Raw genomic sequence first — 22,871 nt, 5'->3', positions numbered from 1 at the left:
TCCGACAGGAGGCCGTCCACGCCCTCCCGGTCGGTGGTGTGGTCGTCCGCGAAACGACGGTCACCCGTCGCGTCCGGCACGTACTTCACACAGACGACGATCCTCAAGCTCATGAGCGGTATCTCCTGTCACGGGTGCACGGATGCACTGGATCCATGGCCTCAGGTCATGCCGAGGGTACTGAGTGCCAAGTCCGGCCCGGCCGCGGCCCGCGCGCCGCAAGCGCCACCTGGACCGGCATGCCGTGTCGGCTCTCTTCGACTGGCGTCAGAGGCTCCACGGAGAGCTTACGGCACTCAGTACCCCTGGTAAAGGCACTCAGTACCCTTCCCGGTGACCGGGGGCCCTGGTGCCGTCCGCGGGCGTCGCCGCCGGTCCGCCGAGGGCCACGGACGCCTCTCCGGTGTAGACGCTGAAGGTCAGCGACTCCTGGAGGTAGAGCCGGACGGAGTCGGCGTCGTGGGAGAGGTAGCCGACGGACACGTCCTGGCCGAGGAAGAGTTCGAAGTCGCCGCCCCGGGTGGAGAGCAGGAAGGCGCCCTCGATGGCGGGGGCCCAGATGATGTCGCCGTCCAGGAGACGGGCGAGGTGGTTGTGGACGGGGTATCCGTGGTCGCTGGTCTCGTTGACGGCGGTGAAGGCCGCGGCCCCGAGCAGGAGCGAGTACGGCCCGCCGACGCCGGCCAGGCGCAGCGCGGTGAGGGCGCGACTGACGGCCTCGGGGTACTCGCGGACGTCGCCGGGGAGCTGGACCGGCGGGTTGCTGGAGCCGGCCCGGATGCCCTCGATGGCGGCCGCGCGGTAACCCTCGAAGACGGCGCGGTCCTCGGCGAGGGCGAGGGTGCGGGCGGCGTCCTTGACCGGCTGCCAGTCGGAGTCCCGGGAGCCGCGTTCGACGTCGTCCACCGCCGCGCGGGCGACGGTGAAGGGGACGCGCAGCTCGACCACCGGACGGCTGGCGCGGGCGTGCGCCCGAACGCCGTCGAGGGGCGGTTCGATGCCGGTCAGGTGGCCGGTGCCGACCGCGGCGAGGGTGGTGCCCTCGGGGCCGTGCAGGTCGACCACCCGGCGGGCGGCGATGTGCAGCTCGAAGGTCTGACGGGCCTCCTCCTCGATCTCCTCCCACGCGGCGGCGGAGATCGGGGCGAGGTCCCGGTGGAGGTTGTTCATGCGCGGGGTCCTCTTCAGCGGGTCTGTTTGAGGCTGCCGATGCCGAGCGAGCCGTCCGCGGGCGCGGGGCCGGCGGCGGGCTCGGACGCGGGGACGGCGGCGGGCTCGGACGCGGACGCGGCGGCGGACGCGGGCGGTGGGGAGTCCAGGAAGTCGGCGGTCGGGACGAAGAACAGCGTGCCGGTGGCCGCGGTGGAGAAGTCGAGCAGCCGGTCGGTGGTGCCCGGCGGGTTGCCGATGAACATGTTGCGGAGCATCTCCTCGGTCACCCCGGGGTCGCGCGCGTAGCCGATGAAGTAGGTGCCGAACTCGCCGCCCCTCCCGGCCGTTCCGGAGGGGCCGAAGGAGCCGAAGGGCATGTTGAAGCGGACGATCTTCCGCTCCTCGCCGTCCGGGCCGGTGATCACGGTGAGCGCCACGTGCGAGTCGGCGGGCTTGACGTCGTCGGCCAGCTCGATGTCGGTGAGCTTGGTGCGGCCGACCGCCCCCTCCTGCTCCTCGACGCTCAGCGCGTTCCACTTGTCCAGGTCGTGCAGGTACTTCTGGACGATGACGTAGCTGCCGCCGGCGAAGCCGGGGTCCTCCTCGCCCACCACGGCGGCGGTCCCGGCCGCTCGGCCCTCGGGGTTCTCGGTACCGTCCACGAAGCCGAGCAGGTCCCGGTCGTCGAAGTACCGGAAGCCCTGGACGGAGTCGACCACGGTGGCCGCCCCGGCGAGGCGGGTGGTGAGCCGGCCCGCCAGCTCGAAGCAGAGGTCCATCCGCTCGGCCCGCAGGTGCAGCAGCAGGTCGCCCGGGGTGGCCGGGGCGCGGTGGCGGGCACCGGCCACCTCCTGGAAGGGGTGGAGGCCGGCCGGCCGGGGGCCGTCGAAGAGGCGGTCCCAGAGCTCGGAGCCGATGCCGGTGACGCAGGTGAGGCCGCCCTCGGGGGCCCGGAAGCCGACCGCCCGGCGCAGTCCGGCGAGGTCGGGCAGCAGTTCGCGGACGGCGTCCTCGCCGCCGGGTTCGACGGTGAGGACCAGGAAGACGGCCGCGCCGGTCAGCGGGGAGAGCACGGCTTGCGGTTCGGGCTGCATGGCTGCGCTCCTTGTCACGCACCGGTTGTCACGCATCGGGCTCACGACGGGCGCCCCGCAAGGATGGGTGCAGAGCATGACGGATCAGTGCCAATCTGATCATGCCAACGATTACATCGCACAGCGGACAATTCGGCGCGGTCGACACCCAGCCGAACGGCCCGGCCGGGCAGGCCTGACGGCCCCGCCGGACGATGGTCCGACGGGGCCGTCAGAGTGATTCACCCCTGCTGCAGGCGAGGACAGGCGCTAGACCCGCAGCGCCGCCAGCTGCTCGGCGAAGGGCACCACCTGCTCGGGCAGCGAGGCCGTCGAGCGCCGGCTCCGCGCCGCCGGGCCGCGGCCGGCCAGCAGGGCCGCCAGCTCGCCCGCCGCGCGGTCGATCCGGCCCGGCAGGTCGTCGGTGAGCGCGTCGCCCGCCCCGCCCCAGTCGTCGGTGGCCGCGTAGACGGCGGTCGGCAGCACCACCGCGCGCAGGTAGCTGAACAGCGGCCGGACGGCGTGCTCCAGGGCGAGCGAGTGCCGGGGCGTACCGCCGGTGGCGGCGATCAGCACCGGCTTGCCGGTCAGCGCGTCCTGGTCGACCACGTCGAAGAAGGACTTGAACAGGCCGCTGTAGGAGGCGGTGAAGATCGGCGTCACCGCGATCACCGCGTCCGCCTCCGTCACCGCCCCGATCGCCTCGCGCAGCGCGGCGGCCGGGAAGCCGGTGACGAGATTGTTGGCGATGTCCACGGCGAGGTCCCGCAGTTCGACCACGACGACCTCCACCTCCCGCCCGTCCGGGGCGAGTTGCCGCACCGTCGACTCGGCGAGCCGGTCCGCCAGCAGGCGCGTCGAGGACGGCTTGCTCAGCCCGGCGCCCACCACCGCCAGCTTGAACACGGTCACTTGGCCACCTCCACGGCCTTCTCGTCGTTCGCGCGGGCGTCGCGGGCCGCGACCAGCGCGGCGTGGGTCGGCCCGTCCGGCACATCGGCCGGGCGGCCCTTGGCGAACTCCTCGCGCAGCACCGGCACGACCTCCTCGCCGAGCAGGTCCAGCTGCTCCAGCACGGTCTTCAGCGGCAGGCCGGCGTGGTCCATCAGGAACAGCTGGCGCTGGTAGTCGCCGAAGCTCTCGCGGAAGGTCAGCGTCTTCTCGATGACCTCCTGCGGGCTGCCGACGGTCAGCGGGGTCTGCTCGGTGAACTCCTCCAGCGAGGGCCCGTGCCCGTACACCGGCGCGTTGTCGAAGTACGGGCGGAACTCGCGCACCGCGTCCTGGGAGTTCTTCCGCATGAACACCTGCCCGCCGAGGCCGACGATCGCCTGCTCGGGCGTGCCGTGGCCGTAGTGGGCGTAGCGCTCGCGGTAGAGGTTGATCAGCTTCCGGAAGTGCTCCTTGGGCCAGAAGATGTTGTTCGCGAAGAAGCCGTCCCCGTAGTAGGCGGCCTGCTCGGCGATCTCCGGGCTGCGGATCGAGCCGTGCCAGACGAACGGCGGGACGTCGTCCAGCGGGCGCGGGGTGGAGGTGAAGCCCTGCAGCGGGGTGCGGAAGCGGCCCTGCCAGTCCACCACCTCCTCGCGCCACAGCTGGTGCAGCAGCGCGTAGTTCTCGACCGCGAGCGGGATGCCCTGGCGGATGTCCTTGCCGAACCACGGGTAGACCGGGCCGGTGTTGCCGCGGCCCATCATCAGGTCCACCCGGCCCTCGGCGAGGTGCTGGAGCATCGCGAAGTCCTCGGCGATCTTCACCGGGTCGTTGGTGGTGATCAGCGTGGTCGAGGTGGAGAGGATGATGCGGTCGGTCTGCGCGGCGATGTAGCCGAGCATGGTCGTCGGCGAGGACGGGACGAACGGCGGGTTGTGGTGCTCGCCGGTCGCGAAGACGTCCAGGCCGACCTCCTCGGCCTTGCGCGCGATGGCCACCATCGCCTTGATCCGCTCGTGCTCGCTCGGGGTGCGGCCGGTGGTCGGATCGGGGGTGACGTCGCCGACGGTGAAGATTCCGAACTGCATGCCGCTCACCACACTCCAGACGGTTCCAGGTCGTTCAACTTTCAACCACCCTAGCATCCGGCCGAGGGGCGTTATTCCCGCCGACAAGCGAAGACGGGACGACGACAATGGGAGGAGGGCTCCGGAAGGACGGCGAACCGATGGCGCCGTACATCGCGGTGAGCGCGCTGAGCCACGAGGGCTTGGTGCGGGAGCACAACGAGGACAGCCTCACGGTCGGACCGTGGACGCTCTGCGCCACCGTGACCACCAACCCGCAGACCCTGCTCTTCCCGCTCGGCCCGCCCTGCGTGGTCGCGGTGGCCGACGGCCTGGGCGGCCACCCCGGCGGCGAGGTGGCCAGCGCCCTGGTCGCCCGCCGGCTCGCCGTCGCGGGGGGCGCGCTGGACGGCGAGGAGGCCGTCCGGGAGGAACTGCAGGAGTGCAACCGGGCGGTGCACGCGGCCGCGGCCGGAGATCCGGAGCTGGCCGCGATGGGCACCACCATCGCCGGACTGGTGCTGCTGCCCGAGCAGGCGGTGGCCTTCAACGTCGGCGACAGCCGGGTCTACCGGGTCACCGGGGACGGGCTGCGCCGGGTCAGCGTCGACGACAGCCCGCCGCTGCCGCCCGGCCGGCGCACCACCTCGGTGGTCACCCAGACCCTGGGCGGCTCGTTCGGGCTCACCTTCGTCGAACCGCACGTCCGCGCCGCGCCGCTGGCCGCCGGCGACCGCTACCTGGTGTGCAGCGACGGACTGACCGACCCGGTGCCCGAGGAGGAGCTGGCCGAACTGCTCGCCCGGCCGCACGAAGGGTCCGAACGGGCCGACGGCCGGGCCGCGTTCGAGTTGTGGAAGGCCGCGATCGAGGCGGGCGGACCGGACAACATCACCCTGGCGCTGGTGCGGATCGGCGAGTGAGCCGGCAAGCACGCCGGCCCGGAAGTCGCAGCAGGCGTGCGGGAAACACGCGGAGGCCGTGGTGACGATAGGTCACCACGGCCCCAGGACCCGACAGTTGGACCGTCGGGGCTACTTGCGGAGCAACAGGATCGCCCCGGCGGTGGCCAGGCCGACCAGCACGGCGGCCACACCGTACGCCAGGCGGTGCGCCTTCAGCACCGGCAGGAAGCGGTCCGCGGCGTAGCGGCCCGGGCCGGTCAGCGCGAGGGCGGCGGCGCCCGCGGTCAGCAGCAGCTCGTACTCGTTGCCCTTCGGGGCGAAGAAGCCGCCGCCCCAGGTGACGGCGATCGCGTTGACCATCGTGCCGACGATCGCGGCGCCCGCCAGCGGGGTCAAAAGGCCGACGGCGAGGCCAAGTCCGCCCAGGATCTCGGTGAGGCCGGCGACCACGGCCATGGTGTTGCCCGCCGGGTAGCCGCTCATGGTGAAGAACTGACCGGTGCCGTCGATGCCGCCCCCGCCGAACCAGCCGAACAGCTTCTGGCTGCCGTGCGCGGCCATGGTGAGGCCGAGCACCAGGCGCAGGAGCAGGAGCCCGGCGTCATAGGCGTGCGGGGAGGTGGTCGCGGGCCCGGAGAAGTCCCGGGCGGTGCGGACCGTGGGGGTGGTGGCGGCGGTCGTGCTCGGGCTGCTGCTCGGCATGCGCGTCTCCATCGATCGGGGTCGGTCGTCGGGGTGTGGTGATGCGGCCGGGCGGAGTGTGGCGGGCCCGCCTGTTGTTCAAATTTGAACCGGCCGCTCCTCGACCGTACCTTGGAGTTCGAATTTGAACAACTGACGGTCAGTGAGCGAGGTGCGGGCCCCGCCCGGCCCGGGGCAGGGTGGAGGCATGGCTCAACGCAGGCGACACCGGCGGGCCGCCGAGTCCGGCACGCCCTACCCCGAGGCGCTGGCCGCCTTCGACGAGCGGGTCCGGCTGGTCACACCCGGCCAGTGGGACTCCCCCACCCCGTGCGCCGACTGGTCGGTCCGCGACCTGGTCAACCACCTCACCGGCGAGCAGCTCTGGGTGCCCGAGCTGCTGATGGGCGCCACCATCACCGAGGTCGGCAGCCGCTTCGACGGCGACGTGCTCGGCCCGGACCCGGTCGCCGCCTGGACGGCCGCCGCCGAGGCCGCCCGGCACGCCTGGGAAGTCCCCGGCGCCACCGAGCTCACCGTCCACCTGTCCTTCGCGGACGTCTCCGGGCAGTACTACCTGGACCAGCTCACCACCGACCTGGTGGTGCACACCTGGGACCTCGCCGAGGGCATCGGGACCCGCACCCGGATCCCGGCGGAGCTGGTGGACTTCGCGCTCGGCGAGATCAGCGGCTACGGGGACCTCTCCGGCAGCGGGCTGTTCGGCCCGCCGCTGCCCGTCGCCGAGGACGCGGGCCCGCAGGCCCAGCTGCTGGCGCTCACCGGGCGACGGGACGGAGGCTGAACCGGGTAAATCCGGGCGCGCCGGATACTGGAGAGTACGGGGGTACGTCCTGATCCCGTAGGAGAGGCGGGCGCGCCATGAGCCGCAGGCCGGACATCCTCGGCGAGTTCACCGCCGACCACAACGCGGTCACCGAGCTGCTCGACCGGGTCGAAGCCTCCCCGGCCGGCTCCGCCGAGCGCGCCGAGCTGGTCACCCGGCTGACCGACCTGCTGTTCACCCACTGCGCCGCCGAGGAGGAGCACCTCTTCCCGGTCGTCCAGCACGACGTGCCGGACGGCGGAGCCCTGGTGTTCAGCAGCATCCACGACCACCTCGCGATCGGGCAGTACCTCGCCGACCTGCAGGGGCTCGGCCCGGCCGACCCGGGCTTCGACGCGCTACTGGGCGGCCTGGCCGACACCGTCCGGCGACACCTGAGCGGCGAGGAGAAGCTGCTCTTCCCGGCCGCCCGCAAGGCCCTGCCCGCCGAAGCCCGGGCGGCGCTGGGCGAACGGCTGCGGGCGGAGCGCGCGGAGCTCGGCTCGTCGGGCTGATCAGCCCGGACGGAACGATCGACTCGGCGGGCTGATCAACTCTTCGGACTGATCACCGCGAAGCGGGCGCCCTCGCGGTCCTGCAGCCGGGCCACCCGGCCGTACGGGGAGTCGAAGGCCGGACCGACCGCCGAACCGCCCAGCTCAAGCGCCCGGGCCAGCGCCCGGTCGGTGTCCGGGACGGCGAAGGAGACCTCCCAGTGCGGCGGCATGCCCGCCGGGCCGCCCGCCTGCTCCTTGGCCAGCGCCGCGACGCTGTGCCCCTCGGCGCGCAGCACCACCCGGTCGTGCTCCCAGCGGACCTCGAAGCGCTCCGGGTCACGGCCGTCCCAACGGAACACCTGGCCGTAGAACAGCGCCGCCGCGAACGGGTCCGGGGTGCGCAGCTCGATCCAGACCGGCGCGCCCGGGACGTCCAGCTTCCGGGCGCGGCCCAGCGGGCCCTCCCAGATGCCGAACACCGCCCCGGCCGGGTCCGCCGCGAAGGCCACCCTCCCTTCGTCGAAGGCCAGCGGGCCGACGGCCAGCGTCGCGCCGCGCTCGCGCACCGCGTCGGCGGCGGCGTCGGCGCTCTCCGTCCCGAAGTAGCTGGTCCAGGCGAGCGGCACCGCCCCGAGGCCGGCCACCCCCAGCCCGGCCACCGCCTCCCCGCCGGTCACCGCGTGCAGGTACGGGCCGAAGCGCTCCGACTCGGGCTCGAACTCCCAGCCGAGCAGCGGCCCGTAGAACTCCTTGGCGCCCTCCAGGTCCCGGGCCATCAGGCTCACCCAGCACGGAACGGCCGCCACGCAGCGCACCATGGCGGTCGTCTCACCGCTGCCCATCGCGAACCTCCTCGCCCACCCGGCCGCCGGGCCCCTCCCGACTCCCACGACCCACCGGCCGCCCGGGACGCCCACAGCCTAGGCCGACGGGCGTACCACCCCGGTGAAGGCATGGCCGGGCTCAGCGCACCCAGTTCTTGAGCGGCTCGGTGTCCAGGGAGATGCCGACCGGGTCGGGGAGGTGGACGGTCTTGCCGAAGGGGAGGATCTGGACGGCCTCGTACCGGACGCCGTCGGGCCGGCTGTGGACGACGACCTCGGCGGAGTCCCGGTCGATCAGCAGGTAGACCGGGATGCCGGTCTCGGCATAGGCGCGGGGCTTCTCGACGCGGTCGCGGCGGTCGGTGTCGGAGTCGAACGAGGTGACCTCCGCGACCATGAGCACCTGCTCGGTCTCAGCCCAGTCGCCGTGGCCCACGAAGGCATCCGCGTCGGCCAGCGTGCCGTCCGGGCGAGCGAATCCACCCCGGCAGCCCTGCAGCTTGAGTCCTTGATCGTGAAGATAGAGCTCTGGCCGAGCCTGGATGCAGATCCGATTGAGCCATTGGATGATGCGGCCGTGGTCACCGTCCGGCACGGGCTTGACCCCCAGCTTCCCGTTGATGAACTCCGGCCGGATGCCTTCGGCAGTCGTGGCCAGATGACGAGCGAATTCCTCGAACTCCTCGGGCAGCATCTGCGGGCGGTCGGAGATCGCAGTCACGGGCCTTCCTCCTTCGCCTGGGCACCCTCCGGAACAACGAGCACACCGGCGGGCGGTTACGGGCTGTATGGCTTCCGACGATAGCGCCGCCACCCGTTCCGCAAGGCCTCACGGGAGAGCTTGCGCAACCTCGCACCGGTCAACGACACCGCGACAGACATGTGACGCAGGTCACACCGTGCCGGGAAATAGCGGGGACAGATTCCCCGTTTCCGACTACGCTGGCTTAAGCGGGGAGAATTTCCCCGGTATCCTGAAGGAGCAGTCACCATGACCACCGTCGTCGCCGAGTCGGCCCCTGCCGCGGGGAGTGTGCGTGCGCCGAAGTTGCGCGCGGACGCGAGCCGGAACCGGGAGCGGATCGTGCTGGCGGCCCGGGACGCGTTCGTCGAGCACGGTGCCGATGTACCGTTCGACGAGATCGCGAAGCGGGCGGGGGTCGGCAATGCCACGCTGTACCGGAACTTCCCGGACCGGGTGGCACTGATCCGCGAGGTGGCGCTGCTCGTCAAGAACCGCATCCTGGCCCTGGCCGAGACGGCGACGGCCGAGGCGGATGCGGGCGAGGGCGGCGGTCCGTTCGACGCTCTGCAGCGGTTCGCGCACGCGACCGTGGCGGAGAAGGTCGGCGGGCTCTGCGCCGTCTTCACCAGCACCATCGACCCCTACGACCCTGAGCTGACCGAGATCCGGGAGCGCCTGCGGACCGCCGTGAGCGGACTGATGGAGCGCGCCCGGGCCGCGGGCGAACTGCGGTCCGACGTGGACCACGGGGACCTGTTCATCGCGATGAGCCAGCTCACCCGGCCACTGCCGGGCACCTCCTGCGGACTGCTCGACGAGTTCGTCCACCGGCACCTGCAGCTCTTCCTGGACGGCCTGCGCGCGCCCGCGCGTTCGGTCCTGCCCGGCCGACCCGCGACCTTCGAGGACTTCCGACCCCAGGGCTGACCCACCACCTGGACCCACACCACTGATCCGACCTCCCAGCACCCTGCCGCCGCGCCGCTGACCGGCGCCGGCTCCGGACGCCCTCGCGCGCCCGCACCCGCACCCGCACCTGAGCCCTTGCGGCAACCGTCCGTTCCCGTACGGCGGTTGACCGTTCTCGCACGCCACGCACCGTGAAGTGAGTACCCCCATGCCTGAAACCGACGCCCGCCCGGCGACACTGCCCGATCCCCGGCGCTGGAAGGCGCTGATCTTCATCGGCCTCGCCCAGCTGATGGTCGTCCTCGACGCCACCATCGTGAACATCGCCCTGCCCTCCGCCCAGAAGGACCTGGGCATCTCCGACGGCAACCGCCAGTGGGTGATCACCGCCTACGCGCTGGCCTTCGGCGGCCTGCTGCTGTTCGGCGGCCGGATCGCAGACCTCTGGGGCCGCAAGCGGACCTTCGTGGTCGGCCTGACCGGCTTCGCCCTCGCCTCCGCGCTCGGCGGCGCCGCGGCCAACACCGCGATGCTGCTCGGCGCCCGCGCCCTGCAGGGCGTGTTCGGCGCGCTGCTCGCGCCGGCCGCGCTGTCGCTGCTCGCGGTGACCTTCACCGAGGCCAAGGAGCGCGCCAAGGCCTTCGGCATCTACGGCGCGATCGCCGGTGGCGGTGGCGCCATCGGTCTGATCCTCGGCGGCCTGCTGACCGAGTACATGAACTGGCGCTGGACCTTCTTCGTCAACATCCCGTTCGCCATCGTGGCCGCCACCGGCGCCGTCATGGTGATCCGCGAGCCCGCCGAGGGCCGCAACCGCAACAAGCTGGACATCCCCGGCGTGGTGCTGGTGACCACCGGCCTGGTCTCGCTGGTCTACGGCTTCACCCGCGCCGAGTCCAGTGGCTGGACGGCCGGCAGCACCCTGGCGCTGTTCGCCGCGGCCGTCGTGCTGCTGACCGCCTTCGTCCTGGTGGAGCGCGGCGTCAAGGCCCCGCTGCTGCCGCTGCGCGTGGTGCTCGACCGCAACCGCGGCGGGGTGTACATGTCGCTGGGCATGGCCGTGATCGGCATGTTCGGTCTGTTCCTCTTCCTCACCTACTACCTGCAGATCGTGCGCGGCTACAGCCCGGTGCTGACCGGCGTCGCCTTCCTGCCGATGGTGGCGGGCATGATCACCGGCTCGACCCAGATCGGCGCCCGGCTGATGACCCGGGTCCCGGCGCGCTACCTGATGGCGCCCGGCTTCCTGACCGCCTCGGCCGGCATGTTCCTGCTGACCCACATCGGCCTGGACACCTCGTACCCGGCGCTGATCCTGCCCGGCCTGGTCCTGATGGGCCTCGGCATGGGCACCGCGTTCATGCCGGCCATGAGCCTCGCCACGTACGGCGTCCAGCCGCGCGACGCGGGCGTGGCCTCGGCGATGGTCAACACCTCGCAGCAGGTCGGCGGCGCCATCGGCACCGCGCTGCTGAACACCATCGCGGCCAGCGCCACCACCAGCTGGCTGACCTCGCACGCCACCGCCGCAGCCCTCGCCTCCCCGGAGGCCACCAAGGCGCTGCAGTTCGGCGGCATGGTGCACGGGTTCACGACCGCGATCTGGGTTTCCTTCGGGATCCTGGTGGCGGCCGCCGCGGTCGCCTTCACCTTCATCAACGCCGGTCGGCCCGGCGCCGCGGGTGCGGGCGCCGGGGCGGGCTCGGGCTCGGTGAAGAGCGACGAGGTGCCGGTGCTGGTGCACTGACCCTCTCGGGGTACCGCCCGTCATCCGGGTGACTCGGGTGCGTACGCGGCCCGTCCGGTGTCCTCCACGGCACCGGGCGGGCCGCTCGCATGTCCCGGGCCCGCGCGTTCGGCGTCGACGGCGCGACGGCGGCGGACGGGCAGCCGACGGGCAGCCGGGGAACTGGGGAGCCACCCCCCACTGGAAGTGGGGATCTCTCCCCGATTATGGTGACCTCAGCGCGAATCGGGGAACTATCCCCGTTTCCTTCGGACTGAGGTGCGTTCACATGACCCGGAATCAGAACCCAGGGCGGGGGCAGCGGGCCGCCGACTGGGCGGACGGCCGGCTGGGGATCTACTCCCTGGCCAGGGCCAACCTGCGGAAGATCTTCCCGGACCACTGGTCCTTCATGCTGGGCGAGATCTGCCTCTACACCTTCCTGATCATCATCCTGACCGGTGTCTGGCTGACCCTGTTCTTCAAGCCGAGCATGGGTGAGGTGATCTATGACGGCTCGTACGTCCCGCTCAAGGGCATCTCGATGTCGGAGGCCTACGCCTCCACCGTGGACATCAGCTTCGAGGTGCGCGGCGGGCTGCTGATCCGTCAGATCCACCACTGGGCGGCGATCGTCTTCGTCGCGGCCATGTTCGTGCACATGATGCGGGTGTTCTTCACCGGCGCGTTCCGCAAGCCGCGCGAGATCAACTGGGTGTTCGGCTTCCTGCTGCTGTTCCTCGGCATGCTGGACGGCTTCTTCGGCTACTCACTCCCGGACGACCTGCTCTCCGGCACCGGCATCCGGTTCATCGAGGGCGTGCTGCTGGCCGTGCCGCTGGTCGGCACGTACATCCAGATGTTCCTGTTCGGCGGGGAGTTCCCCGGGCACGACATCATCCCGAGGTTCTTCACCATCCACGTGCTGCTGATCCCCGGCATCATGCTCGGCCTGCTGGTGACGCATCTGATCCTGGTCTTCTACCACAAGCACACCCAGTGGGCGGGCCCGGGCAGGACCGAGAAGAACGTGGTCGGGATGCCGCTGATGCCGGTCTACCTGGCCAAGGCCGGCGGGTTCTTCTTCCTGGTGTTCGGGATCGTCGCGCTGATGTCGACGGTCGCCACGATCAACCCGATCTGGGCCTACGGCCCGTACCGGCCGGACCAGGTCTCCACCGACGCGCAGCCGGACTGGTACATGGGCTTCGCCGAGGGCCTGATCCGGGTGATGCCCGGCTGGGAGATCGGGCTGTGGGGGCACACCCTCAACCTCGGGGTGCTGATCCCCTTCACACTGTTCCCGCTGATCCTCGGCGCGATCGCGGTCTACCCGTTCATCGAGGGCTGGGTGACGAACGACGGACGGGAGCACCACCTGCTCGACCGCCCCCGCAACGCGCCCGTGCGCACCGCGCTCGGCGCAGCCTGGATCAGCGTCTACCTGGTGATGCTCGCGGGCGGTGGCAACGACCTGATCGCCACCCACCTGCACCTGTCACTCAACGCGATCACCTACGCGGTGCGGATCGGCGTCTTCGTCGTCCCAGTGGCCGTGTTCGTGATCACCAAGCGCTGGTGCCTCGGCCTGCAGCGGCGGGACCGGGACAAGGTGCTGCACGGGCGGGAGACCGGCGTGATCAAACGGCTGCCGCACGGCGAGTTCACCGAGCTGCACGCCGGGCTCGCGCCCGCCGAACTGCACCGGCTCACGGCGCACGAGCAGCCCCGCCCCCTCGAACTGCCGCCCGCGGTGGACGAGAATGGAGTCGCCCACCCGGCGGGTGCGCTCACCCGCACCCGTGCGAGGCTGTCCCACGGGTTCCACGGCGAGCACGCGCGGATCCCCAAGCCCACCGCCGAGGAGTACCGCGAGCTCGCCGAGGGCCACGGGCACTGACCCGCCCCCCACACCAGAGGGAGGACATCGTGCACGACCGAACCGACCAGCTCGCCGACAGCAGATACCTCCTGCTGACCACCTTCGGTGACGACGGAACCCGGCTGGACTCGCAGCTCTGGGTGGTGTCCGACGGCACCGCGCTCGGTGTCTGGACCCCCGCCCACTCCGGCGAGGCCGAGCGGATCCGGCGCCATCCCAGGGTGCTGATCGGCCCCTGCGACGCCCACGGGCGCCCCACCGGCCGGCGACTCCCGGCCCGCGCACGGCTCTGCGACCCCGATGCGACGGCCCGCTACCGCACCTCGCTGATCAACAAGTACGGCCTGACGGCGCTGATCGCGCTGGCCCGCAGCCGGTTCCGGGTGGGGCTGGCGGGGACGGTCGGGATCCGGATCACGCTGAACGAGCTGGAGCAACGGCTGGTCGGGCCGGAGTGGCGGCCGCCGGCGACGTACTGCATCAACTGAGACGTACTGCGTCAACTGGCGGCCGTCGGGGCTCCGTCGAGCCCGCGGGCGGCCTCGTGCCTGCGGGCGGCCTCGTGCCCGCCGAGTGCCGGGACCCCTGGGAACGGGGCCCGGTACTCGGCGTCACCGGCACCTGCCCGTCACCGGCACCCGCCGGGGTCAGGGCCCGTCGTCCGGCGCCCGGGCCAGGTCCCCCGGCTCACAGGCCTCCCGGCCGGTCGCCACGTGTACGACCTTGATCGTGCGCTCGGGGCCGCCGGGGACGACCCGCTGCTCGTGCCCGCAGCGCGGGCAGATCAGCGGGATGCGCGGGCGGTGCGATTCCCGTCCGGCCTGGTCCGCGCCCGGGTCCGGGGCGGTCACGTCAGCGGGTGGGTCGGGACCGGGCTGACCTGCTGGATCTCGCCGTGAGCCTTGGTGAGCAGCTGCGAGGCGAGGTCGTTGAGCGCACGGGCGCCCGCAATCTCCTCCCCGACCCGCAGCTGTTCCGGGTCGGAGGGGTGGCGGCTGCTGTAGCCGTGGGCACGCATTTCGGTCCCGTCGCTGAGCCGGAGCATGGCGGCCGCGCTCGTCCGGGGGCCGTCCTCGCGGAACTCCATCTCGATGTGCCAACCGACCAGAGTCTGCATGGCGGATCACCTCCATCGGTTACTCCTCCAGAGTGCGCCGCACCCAACGTGAACACCAGAGCAGCCGGACCGGGGGCGAGTTGAACGCGTTCAACTCGGCGACGTAGAGTCGGCGACGACGGCATATTTGAACACGTTCAATAGGGGGTGCACCCGCCGTGGGCAAGGACACGACGGAACTGGTGGACCTGCTGGTCCTGCTCGGCATGGGCGCCGTCCTACCGCTCGGCCTGGCGCTGATCGACGAACCCGGGCTGGCCCGGATCCGCCGGCTGTGGCCGCTCGCCGCCGTCCCCGGGGCGCTCTCGCTCTGGCTGCCGCGCGGCGCCCTCGCCACCGGGCCGGCGGTCGTCTACGCGCTCGGCACTTTGGCCGTCGCCCTGCACGCGCCGCTGCGGCTGGCCCGGACCCGCTCGCTCGCCCCCGCCGAGGTCGCGGTGCTCACCGCGCTCGCCGCGCCCTCGGTGGCCGGGGTCGCCCTGGTCGCCGAGCGCTCCGGCTACCCGCTGTTCGGCTTCGAGCCGCACATCCTGGCGCTGACCGTCCCGCACTTCCACTACGCCGGATTCACCGCAGCGCTGGTCGCCGGGCTGGTCTGCCGGGCCGACCACGCCTCCGGGCCGGCCCGCTGCGCAGCGCTCAGCGTCCCGGCGGGCACCCTGCTGGTCCTGGCCGGGTACTTCCTCGGCGACTGGTGGCAGTTCGCCGGAGCGGTCGTGCTGACCACCGGGATGTGGCTGGTCGGCCTGGTCAGCTGGCGCGAACTGCGCCCCTGCGGCGGGGACGCGGTCACCGCCCGGCTGCTGGCCGCCTCCTCGGCCGTACTGGCGCTCACCATGCTGCTCGCCCTCTGGTGGGCCTTCGGCCGCGCCGCCGGACTCCCCCACCCCACCCTGGCCTGGATGGCCGCCACCCACGGCCTCGGCAACGCGCTCGGCTTCGCCCTCTGCGCGCTCCTCGCCTGGCGCCGGATCAACGCCGCGGAGATCTCCCGATGAACGACTACAGCTACCCCGAGCAGGGCGCCAGCCGCACCGGCGAGCTGCCCGCCGGGTACCGCCACCTGCGCCACCGGGTGCTGGCCGCGATCGCGGCGGACGCGGCGTAGCAGCGGCGGACGCGGCGTAAATCGGTTGGTGCCGTGGGCCGCGACCCCGGCATCATCGGCGGGTGATATCGATGCAGCCAGTGCTGGAGATCCGCACCCCCGACGGCTTCACGCTGTGGCCCACGGGCGCCCACAAGCCGTACGAATTCCTCGTACTGGACGGGACGTTGACGCCGGAGGAGGTCGGCACTGCGGTCTGGCTGCTCGCCGCCACCAATGACGTCGACCCGGAGGCGGGCGAGGATCGCGGCCCGCGCCCGGACGATCCCCTGGGCGCCCTCCTGCACGGGCTTCTCACCATGGAGCACCTGTTCGCCCCGGGCGGTTTCCGGGTCACCGACACCACCACCGGCGCCGTCCTCGAACCTGGCTGCTGCAACGGTCTGGAGGAGTGGCGTGACTGGCTGGAGGTGACGGACGGGTGCGGCGAGGCCGGGTTCGGCCACGACCCCGACGCCGGGGCCGAGCGTCTGGGCCGCGTGGTGCGGCTGACGGCGGACACCAGCGAGGCGAACAGCCCGGTGATCGAACTGCCGGTGGAGGAGCTGCGCCGACTGATCGCCGGGGCCGAGCAGGACCTGCGCGACTTCGTCCGGCTGGCGGGCGCTTGGGCCGAGCGGCAGCTCCCCGAGCGGGCCGCCGCCGTCACCGCCGCGCTGGCCCGGGCGCTGGACCTGGACGATCCGGCGTGACCAGCTTCCTCACCTACCGCGCCCTCGTCCACGACACCACCCTCCCGCCGTACCGGCGCCACGGCGCCCTGCGCACCTGCCTCACCTGCTTCGCCCCCTACGGCTTCCGCGCCACCTACCACCACCTCACCGTCAGCGCCCGGATGCCCCGGCTGCTGGAGGCCGACCCGGACTCGCTGGTGCGGGCGGTGGAGGAACTGCACGAGGCGCGGCAGCTGTGGCTGGCCCGGGCCGAGGAGTACGCGGTGCAGCGGAGGGCCGCGAAGCGGGCCGGATGTCGGAAGCCGCCCGAGCCGGCGTGGTGGAACCAGCACTCGTGGGCCTCACCGGATTCGGCCTGGCGCAACGACCCGTTCCTGCATCCGCGGTTGAGCCTGCCCGACTATGTCCGGCGGCAGAACGCGCTGCTGGACGGGGTCGAGCTGCCGGGCTGCCCGGCCTGCGGGGAGGAGGGGCCGGCGGTGTCGCTGTCGACCGGCCACGACCGGGCCGAGCTGTGCCGCTCCTGCGCCCGGGTGCTGGTGCCGTGCCCGTGCGAGCAGTGGCACAGTTTCGAACCCGAGCTGCGGATCGGCTGGAGCCGGACCTGGCGCCGGGAGCACATGACCGGCACCGGCGGACCCAACCCGCACTGGCCCACCCACCTGGGCACGGCCCGGATCGAGCGGCTGGAGTCGTACACCGTGCGTTGGGACTCGGGCGTGCTGCACTACTACCGCGACGAGGAGGGCCCTCCGGGTACCTGACCGACGCCGGTCGAACACGGTGGGAGGCCCGCCGGCTCAGGCCTTGTGCGCCGGGATCGCGACCAGCAGGGCGCCGGTGTTCTGGACCCGTACTTCGAAGTGGTGGTCGATGTCGCCCGGCTGCAAGGCCGCGCCGCCGGTGGTCTGCAAAGAGGTGCCCCGGTAGTCGGACTCGTCGTAGCCGCCCGCCGGGACGCTCCAGGTGGTGACCGTCTGCTGCTCGCCGGTGTGCGAGACGGCGACCAGGCGGCAGGTCAACGGACCCTGGACACCGCTGAGTTGCAGGCTGACCTGGCTGCCCCAGGTCTTCCCGTCCACGCCGACGGTTGCCTTGGCGCCGGTGCTCGGGTCGGTGGCGCTGAACTGCTCGGCGACGGCGACCACGGCGGGGCCGCTGTCGGCGGTGAGCACCGCGGCGGTGACGGCCGGGATGCCGAGTTCGGTGGCCGCCTCCCTGGCGGTGCGGCCCTTGAAATAGGTCTCGACGATGATCTCGCGATGTGCGGGCGACAGGTCGCCGAGCGCGTCCGCGACGGTCATCATCCGCAGCGCCCGGTCGATCTCGTCCTCGGCGGGCAGCTGTTCCAGCACCGCCGCGTCCACCTCGCGCGGCCGGGTGCCGCCGGTCGGGGTCGGCGCGAACCGGGTGCCGGCCGTGCCCTGGCCCCGCGGGGGCGCTGCGCATGGGGAGCCTCCCGCCTCGGTGAACGGACCGGACATCCTTCTGTACGGTCCGTGGTGACCGCGTACTCGATCCGGAAGGGCCCCGGAATACCCCGTCGGGCATCACCGTTGTGCCCGGCAGATGGTCCGTACCGCCACCTTCGGAAGGGAAGGATTCGCGAGATGAGCAACATGGTCGAGCTGACCAAGGAGAACTTCGACGAGATCGTCCCTGGCCCGGAGGGCAAGGACTTCGTCTTCATCGACTTCTGGGCCGGATGGTGCGGGCCGTGCCGCCAGTTCGCCCCGGTGTACGCGAAGGCCGCCGAGCGCCACCCGGACCTGGTCTTCGCCAAGGTGGACACCGAGGCGCAGCAGGAGCTGGCCGCCGCGTTCGGCATCCAGTCGATCCCGACGCTGGCGATCATCCGTGAGGGCGTGCTCGTCTTCTCGCAGCCCGGCGCGCTGCCCGAGGCGGTGTTCGAGGACCTGATCGGCCAGGCCCGCACGCTGGACATGGCCGAGGTGAAGCGCAAGGTGGCGGAGGAGCAGGTGGCCGGCGGCCAGGCCTGATCCGGACGGACCTGACGGGCCCGGGGAGCGGTGTCTCCCCGGGCCCTCGTCATGCCCGCGGCCCGCTCCCTTCCCGCCCGCCGTCTTCCCGTCCGGCCCCTTCCCGCCCGTCCTCCGCGCCCCAGGCGGCGAGCCGGGCCGCGAGCGCCCGGACCTCCGCCCGCAGTTCGGCGGGCTCGCGGACGGCGAACGGCCAGCCCAGGCCGGCCAGCATGACCGCGACGCCGTCCAGGTTCTGTGCCCGGGCCCGCAGCAGCACCCGGTCCTCGGCGAGCTCGGTGAGCGTGCCCGCGGCGGGCAACAGTCGACGGCGGGCCTCGGCGAGGGTGGTCTCCAGCTCCACCTCCACCCGGTGCCGCCAGGGCACCCCGGCCAGCGACTCCACCACCCGCTGCACCGGGTCGACGTCCTCGGGCGGCTCGAAGTCCGCCTCGCCCTGTTCGACCCGCTCGATCCGGTCCAGCCGGAAGGTGCGCGGCTCGCCGCTGCGGTGGTCGAGCCCGGTGGTGTACCAGCGGCCGGAGTGGAAGACCAGGCCGTACGGGTCGAACTCGCGCTCGCTGGGCCGGTCCTCGCGGTCCCGGTAGGCGAGCCGCACCCGGCGCCGGCGGCGGGCCGCCTCGGCCAGGGTGAACAGCGCGGCCACGGCCGGGCTGGGGCCGGCGGCGGGCGTGGCGGTCACGCCGAGGGTCTGCTCGACGGCGGCGATCCGTTCGCGCAGCGGCGGGGGAAGCACTCGCTGGATCTTGGCGAGGGCGGTCTCGGCGGCCCGCTCCCCCACCGACAGGCCCGAACTGCGCCCGGCCAGCAGGCCGAGGACCACCGAGGCGGCCTCCTCGGGGTTGAGCATCAGCGGCGGGAGCCGGTAGCCGGGCAGCAGGCGGTAGCCGCCGTAGCGGCCGCGTTCGGCTCGGACCGGGATGCCGAGTTCGGCGAGGCGCGCGGCGTAGCGGCGGATGGTGCGTTCGTCGACGTCGAGCCGGGCGGCCAGTTCGGCGCCGGTCAGGCCGGGACGGTCCTGGAGCAGCTCCAGAAGGGCGAGCACACGGCTGACCGGGTGTTCCACCGGGGTGCTCCTTCCTTGCCGCGACATCCGGGCGGGATCTGTCCGGATTCGATCCTAGAGTCGGCGGTGACGGAGGCCCCACCCACGAAGGAGCGATCCACCATGAGCACGTTCGTACTGGTCCCCGGGTTCTGGCTCGGCGCCTGGGCCTGGGACGAGGTGGCCGGGCCGCTGCGCGCGGCCGGGCACGAGGTCCATTCGGTGACCCTGCCCGGTGTGGCCGAACGAGCCTGCGAGCAGGGCGACTTCGGACTGGAGGACCACATCGCCGACCTGGCCGAGCTGCTGGTGCGCGAGGACCTGTGGGACGTCGTGCTGGTCGCGCACAGCGGCGCCTGCGCCCCGGTGGGCGGGGTCGCGGACCGGATGCCGGAGCGGATCCGCCGGGTGGTCTACCTGGACAGCGGCCCGATGATCGACGGCGGTTCGCTGTACGACCTCTGGCAGCCCGACTACCGCGAGGCCGCCGACGCCACGGTGGTCGACGGCCGCCTCCCGATGCCGCCCTGGGACGTGATCGCCGCCCACGGCGCCAGCATCGAGGGCCTGGACGAGGCCACCCTGGCCCGGGTCGGCGCGCGGGTCACCCCGCAGCCGGCCGGAACGTACCGGGACCGGCTGCGGCTGACCGGCGCCGGGGCCGCGCTCCCGCAGGCGCTGGTGTCCTGCTCCTTCCCGCTCGACCAGGTGCGGGCGATGATCGCGGCCGGCCACCCCTGGTTCGTCGGACTGGACGGGCCGAACTGGGAGCTGCGCGAACTGCCCACCGGGCACTGGCCGATGTTCTCCCGCCCGGCCGACACCGCCGCGCTGCTGGCGGAGCTCGCGGCAATCTGACCCCATCCGCGTGTTCGCCCGCGCGAAGGCGCGTCCAGGTCGCAGGATGGGCCCCACGCCGCGCCCGCGTACGGGTGGCGGGTACGGGAGCACGGGCAGCCGCGGCCCCCGCCCCGGGGGCCGGGTGGCCATCGAGACCACGGAGGACGGGACATGACCAGCAGCACCGCCGAGGAGTACGACGTCATCGTCGTGGGCGCGGGCCCGACCGGTGAGAACGTGGCCGACCGGACGGTCGCCGCCGGGCTGCGCACGGTGATCGTGGAGGCGGAACTCGTCGGCGGGGAGTGCTCGTACTGGGCCTGCATGCCGAGCAAGGCGCTGCTGCGTCCGGCCGCCGCGCTGGCCGACGCCCGTTCGGTGGCCGGCTCCCGGGAGGCGGTGGGCGGCGGGCGGCTGGACGCAGCAGCGGTGCTGGCCCGGCGGGACTCCTTCACCTCGCACTGGAAGGACGACGGGCAGGTGCAGTGGCTGCGGGACACCGGCATCGAGCTGGTCCGCGGCCACGGCCGACTGGCGGGGGTGCGGACCGTCACGGTGGAGGCCGAGGACGGTACCGAGCGGGTGCTCACCGCCCGGCACGCCGTCGCCGTGTGCACCGGCAGCCGACCGGTGCTGCCCGCCGGGGTGTCCGGTCTGGCGGAGGCGCACCCGTGGACCAACCGGGAGGCGACCGGCTCGCCCGCCGTCCCCGGGCGGCTGGCGGTGGTCGGCGGCGGGGTGGTCGGAACGGAGATGGCCACCGCCTGGCGGGCGCTCGGCGCCGAGGTCGTCCTGCTGGTGCGCGGGGAGGCGCTGCTGCCGCGGATGGAGCCCTTCGCGGGCGAGCTGGTCGCCGAGGGGCTGCGGGAGGCGGGGGTGGACCTCCGGTTCGCCGCCGTGGTCACCGCGGTGGAGCGGGCCGGGGCCACCGGGCCCGTCACGCTGACGCTCTCCGGCGACGAGCGGCTGACCGCCGACGAGGTGCTGTACGCGACCGGCCGGGCCCCGCGCACCGCCGACATCGGGCTGGAGCAGGTCGGACTGCGGCCGGGCGACTGGCTGGAGGTGGACGACAGCTGCACGGTGCTCGGAGTCGACGGCGAGTGGCTCTACGCCGCCGGGGACGTCAACCACCGGGCGCTGCTCACCCACCAGGGCAAGTACCAGGCCCGGATCACCGGCGCGGCGATCGCCGCCCGCGCCCAGGGGCGCGCACTGGACACCTCGCGCTGGGGCGCGCACTCCGCGTCCGCCGACCTGGCGGGCGCGCCGCAGGTCGTGTTCACGCATCCGGAGGTCGCGGCCGTCGGCCTGACCCTGGCGGCGGCCGAACGGCTCGGGCTGCGGGTCAAGGCCGTCGACCACGAGATCGGCGCCGTCGCCGGGGCCTCGCTGTACGCCGACGGCTACCGCGGCCGCGCCCGGGTGGTCTACGACCTGGACCGGGAGATGATCGTCGGCGCCTGCCTGGTCGGGCCCGCCGTCGCCGAGCTGCTGCACTCGGCCACCGTCGCGGTGGTCGGCGAGGTTCCGATCGACCGGCTCTGGCACGCCGTCCCCGCGTACCCGACGATCAGCGAGGTGTGGCTGCGGCTGCTGGAGGACTGCCGGGGGTAGCCGCCACCTTCCGGGTGAGCGGCGCGGCGAGGTGTGGCCTCCGGTGGGCGGCGGGACACTGGCAGTCGGGGAGGGGCGTCCCGGGGGGCCGTGCTCGTGACCAGGTGGTGTGAGGCATGACCGAGGTGCTGTTGGCCGTCGGAACCGAGAAGGGCCTCTTTCTCGGCCGCAGCCGCGACCGGCTGGACTGGGAGTTCAGCGGGCCGCACTTCCGGATGAACGCGATCTACTCCGTCTCGATCGACCGCCGCGACGGCCGCACCAGACTGCTCGTCGGTGCCGACAGCAGCCACTGGGGGCCCTCGGTCTGGCGCTCCGACGACCTCGGCGCCGACTGGTACGAGCCGCCGCGGCCGGCGATCCGCTTCCCCGAGTCCACCGGCGCCTCGCTCACCCGGGTCTGGCAGCTCCAGCCCGCCGGGCCGGAGGCCCCCGGGGTCGTGTACGCCGGCACCGAGCCCGCCGCGCTGTTCCGCTCCACCGACGGCGGCGAGACCTTCGCCCTGGTCGAGTCGCTCTGGAACCACCCCCAGCGCAGCGAGTGGGGTGCCGGCTACGGCGGCCAGGGCCTGCACACCGTCCTGACCGACCCGCGGGACCCGCAGCGGCTGCTGGTCGCCGTCTCCAGCGGCGGCGTCTACCGCAGCAAGGACGGCGGGGACAGCTGGGAGCCCTCCAACACCGGGCTGCGCGCCGAGTTCTTCCCGCCGGACAGCCAGTACCCCGAGTTCGGCCAGTGCGTCCACAAGATCGCCCCGGACCCCGTCCACCCGGACCGGCTCTACCTGCAGAACCACGGCGGCGTGTACCGCAGCGACGACTGGGGCGGCAGCTGGCGCTCCATCGTGGACGGGCTGCCCGCCGAGTTCGGCTTCGCCGTCGCCGCCCACCCGCGCCGGGGCGACACCGCCTACCTCTTCCCGCTCGGCGGCTCGGACGACCGGATCCCGCCCGGCCGCCGCTGCCGGGTCTTCCGCACCACCGACGGCGGCACCAGCTGGCAGCAGCTCGGCGAGGGGCTGCCCGGCGAGGACCACTACGGCATCGTGCTGCGCGACGCCCTGCGCACCGACGACGCCGAACCGGCCGGGATCTACTTCGGCAACCGGACCGGCGACGTGTACGGCAGCCGGGACGAGGGCGAGAGCTGGTCGCTGCTGATCTCCCACCTGCCGGACGTCCTCTGCGTCCGCGCGGCGGTGGTGGGTTGAGCGGTGCCCGGCGGTGAACCCGCTGGTCGAAAACGTGTT

The 22,871-nt window shown here is 72.9% G+C and carries 24 protein-coding genes and 2 pseudogenes; 14 read left to right on the top strand and 12 right to left on the bottom strand.

Annotated elements, in window-relative coordinates:
• From ACIRYZ_RS30880 to ACIRYZ_RS30860, 5 genes and pseudogenes are all read right to left on the bottom strand, one after another.
• A pseudogene (locus tag ACIRYZ_RS30880) lies at window positions 1-113 on the bottom strand (electron transfer flavoprotein subunit beta); the annotation flags it as partial.
• Between the two features lie 205 nt (window positions 114-318).
• Window positions 319-1,170, bottom strand: a complete 852-nt coding sequence (locus ACIRYZ_RS30875; RefSeq protein ID WP_402950521.1) for a family 1 encapsulin nanocompartment shell protein — start codon at window positions 1,168-1,170, stop codon at window positions 319-321.
• 14 nt (window positions 1,171-1,184) lie between these two features.
• Window positions 1,185-2,246, bottom strand: a complete 1,062-nt coding sequence (locus ACIRYZ_RS30870) for a Dyp-type peroxidase (RefSeq protein WP_402950519.1) — start codon at window positions 2,244-2,246, stop codon at window positions 1,185-1,187.
• 249 nt (window positions 2,247-2,495) lie between these two features.
• Window positions 2,496-3,137: an FMN reductase gene (locus ACIRYZ_RS30865; protein ID WP_402950516.1), complete on the bottom strand. Its 642-nt coding sequence runs from the start codon at window positions 3,135-3,137 to the stop codon at window positions 2,496-2,498.
• Window positions 3,134-4,246 carry an LLM class flavin-dependent oxidoreductase gene (locus tag ACIRYZ_RS30860; RefSeq protein ID WP_402950513.1) on the bottom strand — a complete coding sequence of 371 codons (1,113 nt, stop codon included), beginning with the start codon at window positions 4,244-4,246 and terminating at the stop codon, window positions 3,134-3,136. The genes ACIRYZ_RS30865 and ACIRYZ_RS30860 overlap by 4 nt, the downstream gene beginning before the upstream one ends.
• 140 nt (window positions 4,247-4,386) lie before the next feature.
• Between ACIRYZ_RS30860 and ACIRYZ_RS30855 the strand changes: the two genes are divergently transcribed.
• On the top strand, window positions 4,387-5,148 hold the full coding sequence (locus ACIRYZ_RS30855) for a PP2C family protein-serine/threonine phosphatase (protein ID WP_402950510.1): 762 nt from the start codon (window positions 4,387-4,389) through the stop codon (window positions 5,146-5,148).
• 111 nt (window positions 5,149-5,259) lie between these two features.
• Here the strand turns inward: ACIRYZ_RS30855 and ACIRYZ_RS30850 are convergent, their stop codons facing one another.
• Complete coding sequence (locus tag ACIRYZ_RS30850; protein WP_393034129.1) at window positions 5,260-5,832, bottom strand: DoxX family protein; 573 nt, start codon at window positions 5,830-5,832, stop codon at window positions 5,260-5,262.
• Between the two features lie 187 nt (window positions 5,833-6,019).
• Between ACIRYZ_RS30850 and ACIRYZ_RS30845 the strand changes: the two genes are divergently transcribed.
• A complete protein-coding gene (locus ACIRYZ_RS30845) occupies window positions 6,020-6,616 on the top strand; it encodes a TIGR03086 family metal-binding protein (RefSeq protein WP_402950507.1) in 597 nt (198 codons plus the stop codon).
• 77 nt (window positions 6,617-6,693) lie between these two features.
• Window positions 6,694-7,152 carry a hemerythrin domain-containing protein gene (locus ACIRYZ_RS30840; protein WP_402950505.1) on the top strand — a complete coding sequence of 153 codons (459 nt, stop codon included), beginning with the start codon at window positions 6,694-6,696 and terminating at the stop codon, window positions 7,150-7,152.
• Between the two features lie 35 nt (window positions 7,153-7,187).
• Here the strand turns inward: ACIRYZ_RS30840 and ACIRYZ_RS30835 are convergent, their stop codons facing one another.
• A complete protein-coding gene (locus ACIRYZ_RS30835) occupies window positions 7,188-7,976 on the bottom strand; it encodes a VOC family protein (RefSeq protein ID WP_402950502.1) in 789 nt (262 codons plus the stop codon).
• Between the two features lie 121 nt (window positions 7,977-8,097).
• Window positions 8,098-8,679 (bottom strand): Uma2 family endonuclease, encoded by a 582-nt coding sequence (locus tag ACIRYZ_RS30830; RefSeq protein WP_402950499.1) that lies wholly within the window; start codon window positions 8,677-8,679, stop codon window positions 8,098-8,100.
• Window positions 8,680-8,949: 270 nt separating this feature from the next.
• On the opposite strand from ACIRYZ_RS30830, the gene ACIRYZ_RS30825 reads away from it, so the two are divergent.
• The 4 genes from ACIRYZ_RS30825 to ACIRYZ_RS30810 all read left to right on the top strand — a co-directional run bounded on the left by ACIRYZ_RS30825 (window position 8,950) and on the right by ACIRYZ_RS30810 (window position 13,708).
• A complete protein-coding gene (locus tag ACIRYZ_RS30825; RefSeq protein ID WP_402950496.1) occupies window positions 8,950-9,630 on the top strand; it encodes a TetR/AcrR family transcriptional regulator in 681 nt (226 codons plus the stop codon).
• Window positions 9,631-9,820: 190 nt separating this feature from the next.
• A complete protein-coding gene (locus ACIRYZ_RS30820; RefSeq protein WP_402950493.1) occupies window positions 9,821-11,359 on the top strand; it encodes an MFS transporter in 1,539 nt (512 codons plus the stop codon).
• A 268-nt stretch (window positions 11,360-11,627) separates the two neighbouring features.
• Window positions 11,628-13,238, top strand: a complete 1,611-nt coding sequence (locus ACIRYZ_RS30815) for a cytochrome bc complex cytochrome b subunit (RefSeq protein WP_402950490.1) — start codon at window positions 11,628-11,630, stop codon at window positions 13,236-13,238.
• A 29-nt stretch (window positions 13,239-13,267) separates the two neighbouring features.
• The gene (locus ACIRYZ_RS30810) at window positions 13,268-13,708 is read left to right on the top strand and encodes a PPOX class F420-dependent oxidoreductase (RefSeq protein ID WP_402950487.1); all 441 of its coding nucleotides are present in this window, start codon (window positions 13,268-13,270) and stop codon (window positions 13,706-13,708) included.
• Window positions 13,709-13,867: 159 nt separating this feature from the next.
• On the opposite strand, the gene ACIRYZ_RS30805 is transcribed toward ACIRYZ_RS30810, so the two are convergent.
• The gene (locus ACIRYZ_RS30805) at window positions 13,868-14,071 is read right to left on the bottom strand and encodes a hypothetical protein (protein ID WP_402950485.1); all 204 of its coding nucleotides are present in this window, start codon (window positions 14,069-14,071) and stop codon (window positions 13,868-13,870) included.
• The gene (locus ACIRYZ_RS30800) at window positions 14,068-14,337 is read right to left on the bottom strand and encodes a DUF1876 domain-containing protein (protein ID WP_402950482.1); all 270 of its coding nucleotides are present in this window, start codon (window positions 14,335-14,337) and stop codon (window positions 14,068-14,070) included. The genes ACIRYZ_RS30805 and ACIRYZ_RS30800 overlap by 4 nt, the downstream gene beginning before the upstream one ends.
• A gap of 158 nt (window positions 14,338-14,495) precedes the next feature.
• Between ACIRYZ_RS30800 and ACIRYZ_RS30795 the strand changes: the two genes are divergently transcribed.
• The 3 genes from ACIRYZ_RS30795 (at window position 14,496) to ACIRYZ_RS30785 (ending at window position 16,883) form a co-directional block, all read left to right on the top strand.
• On the top strand, window positions 14,496-15,335 hold the full coding sequence (locus ACIRYZ_RS30795) for a YndJ family protein (RefSeq protein ID WP_402950479.1): 840 nt from the start codon (window positions 14,496-14,498) through the stop codon (window positions 15,333-15,335).
• A 181-nt stretch (window positions 15,336-15,516) separates the two neighbouring features.
• The gene (locus tag ACIRYZ_RS30790; protein ID WP_402950476.1) at window positions 15,517-16,137 is read left to right on the top strand and encodes a hypothetical protein; all 621 of its coding nucleotides are present in this window, start codon (window positions 15,517-15,519) and stop codon (window positions 16,135-16,137) included.
• Complete coding sequence (locus tag ACIRYZ_RS30785; protein ID WP_402950473.1) at window positions 16,134-16,883, top strand: hypothetical protein; 750 nt, start codon at window positions 16,134-16,136, stop codon at window positions 16,881-16,883. Before ACIRYZ_RS30790 ends, ACIRYZ_RS30785 begins: the two co-directional genes overlap by 4 nt.
• Window positions 16,884-17,300: 417 nt before the next feature.
• Here ACIRYZ_RS30785 and ACIRYZ_RS30780 read toward each other — a convergent pair.
• Window positions 17,301-17,498, bottom strand: a pseudogene (locus tag ACIRYZ_RS30780) (sigma factor-like helix-turn-helix DNA-binding protein); the annotation flags it as partial.
• A 231-nt stretch (window positions 17,499-17,729) separates the two neighbouring features.
• On the opposite strand from ACIRYZ_RS30780, the gene ACIRYZ_RS30775 reads away from it, so the two are divergent.
• The gene (locus ACIRYZ_RS30775; protein ID WP_402950470.1) at window positions 17,730-18,119 is read left to right on the top strand and encodes a thioredoxin family protein; all 390 of its coding nucleotides are present in this window, start codon (window positions 17,730-17,732) and stop codon (window positions 18,117-18,119) included.
• Window positions 18,120-18,168: 49 nt separating this feature from the next.
• Here ACIRYZ_RS30775 and ACIRYZ_RS30770 read toward each other — a convergent pair whose 3' ends face one another.
• Window positions 18,169-19,185 carry a helix-turn-helix transcriptional regulator gene (locus ACIRYZ_RS30770; protein WP_402950467.1) on the bottom strand — a complete coding sequence of 339 codons (1,017 nt, stop codon included), beginning with the start codon at window positions 19,183-19,185 and terminating at the stop codon, window positions 18,169-18,171.
• A gap of 102 nt (window positions 19,186-19,287) precedes the next feature.
• Between ACIRYZ_RS30770 and ACIRYZ_RS30765 the strand changes: the two genes are divergently transcribed.
• From ACIRYZ_RS30765 to ACIRYZ_RS30755, 3 genes are all read left to right on the top strand, one after another.
• A complete protein-coding gene (locus tag ACIRYZ_RS30765) occupies window positions 19,288-20,022 on the top strand; it encodes an alpha/beta fold hydrolase (protein WP_402950464.1) in 735 nt (244 codons plus the stop codon).
• Between the two features lie 153 nt (window positions 20,023-20,175).
• Window positions 20,176-21,621 carry a dihydrolipoyl dehydrogenase family protein gene (locus ACIRYZ_RS30760; RefSeq protein WP_402950462.1) on the top strand — a complete coding sequence of 482 codons (1,446 nt, stop codon included), beginning with the start codon at window positions 20,176-20,178 and terminating at the stop codon, window positions 21,619-21,621.
• 116 nt (window positions 21,622-21,737) lie between these two features.
• Window positions 21,738-22,832: a WD40/YVTN/BNR-like repeat-containing protein gene (locus ACIRYZ_RS30755; RefSeq protein ID WP_402950459.1), complete on the top strand. Its 1,095-nt coding sequence runs from the start codon at window positions 21,738-21,740 to the stop codon at window positions 22,830-22,832.
• Window positions 22,833-22,871 lie beyond the last annotated feature (39 nt).

The organism is Kitasatospora sp. NPDC101155, assembly GCF_044768305.1.
GTDB lineage: Bacteria > Actinomycetota > Actinomycetes > Streptomycetales > Streptomycetaceae > Kitasatospora.
Note: the sequence above shows the minus strand (reverse complement) of the source record. Positions and strands in the feature narration are given on the sequence as shown.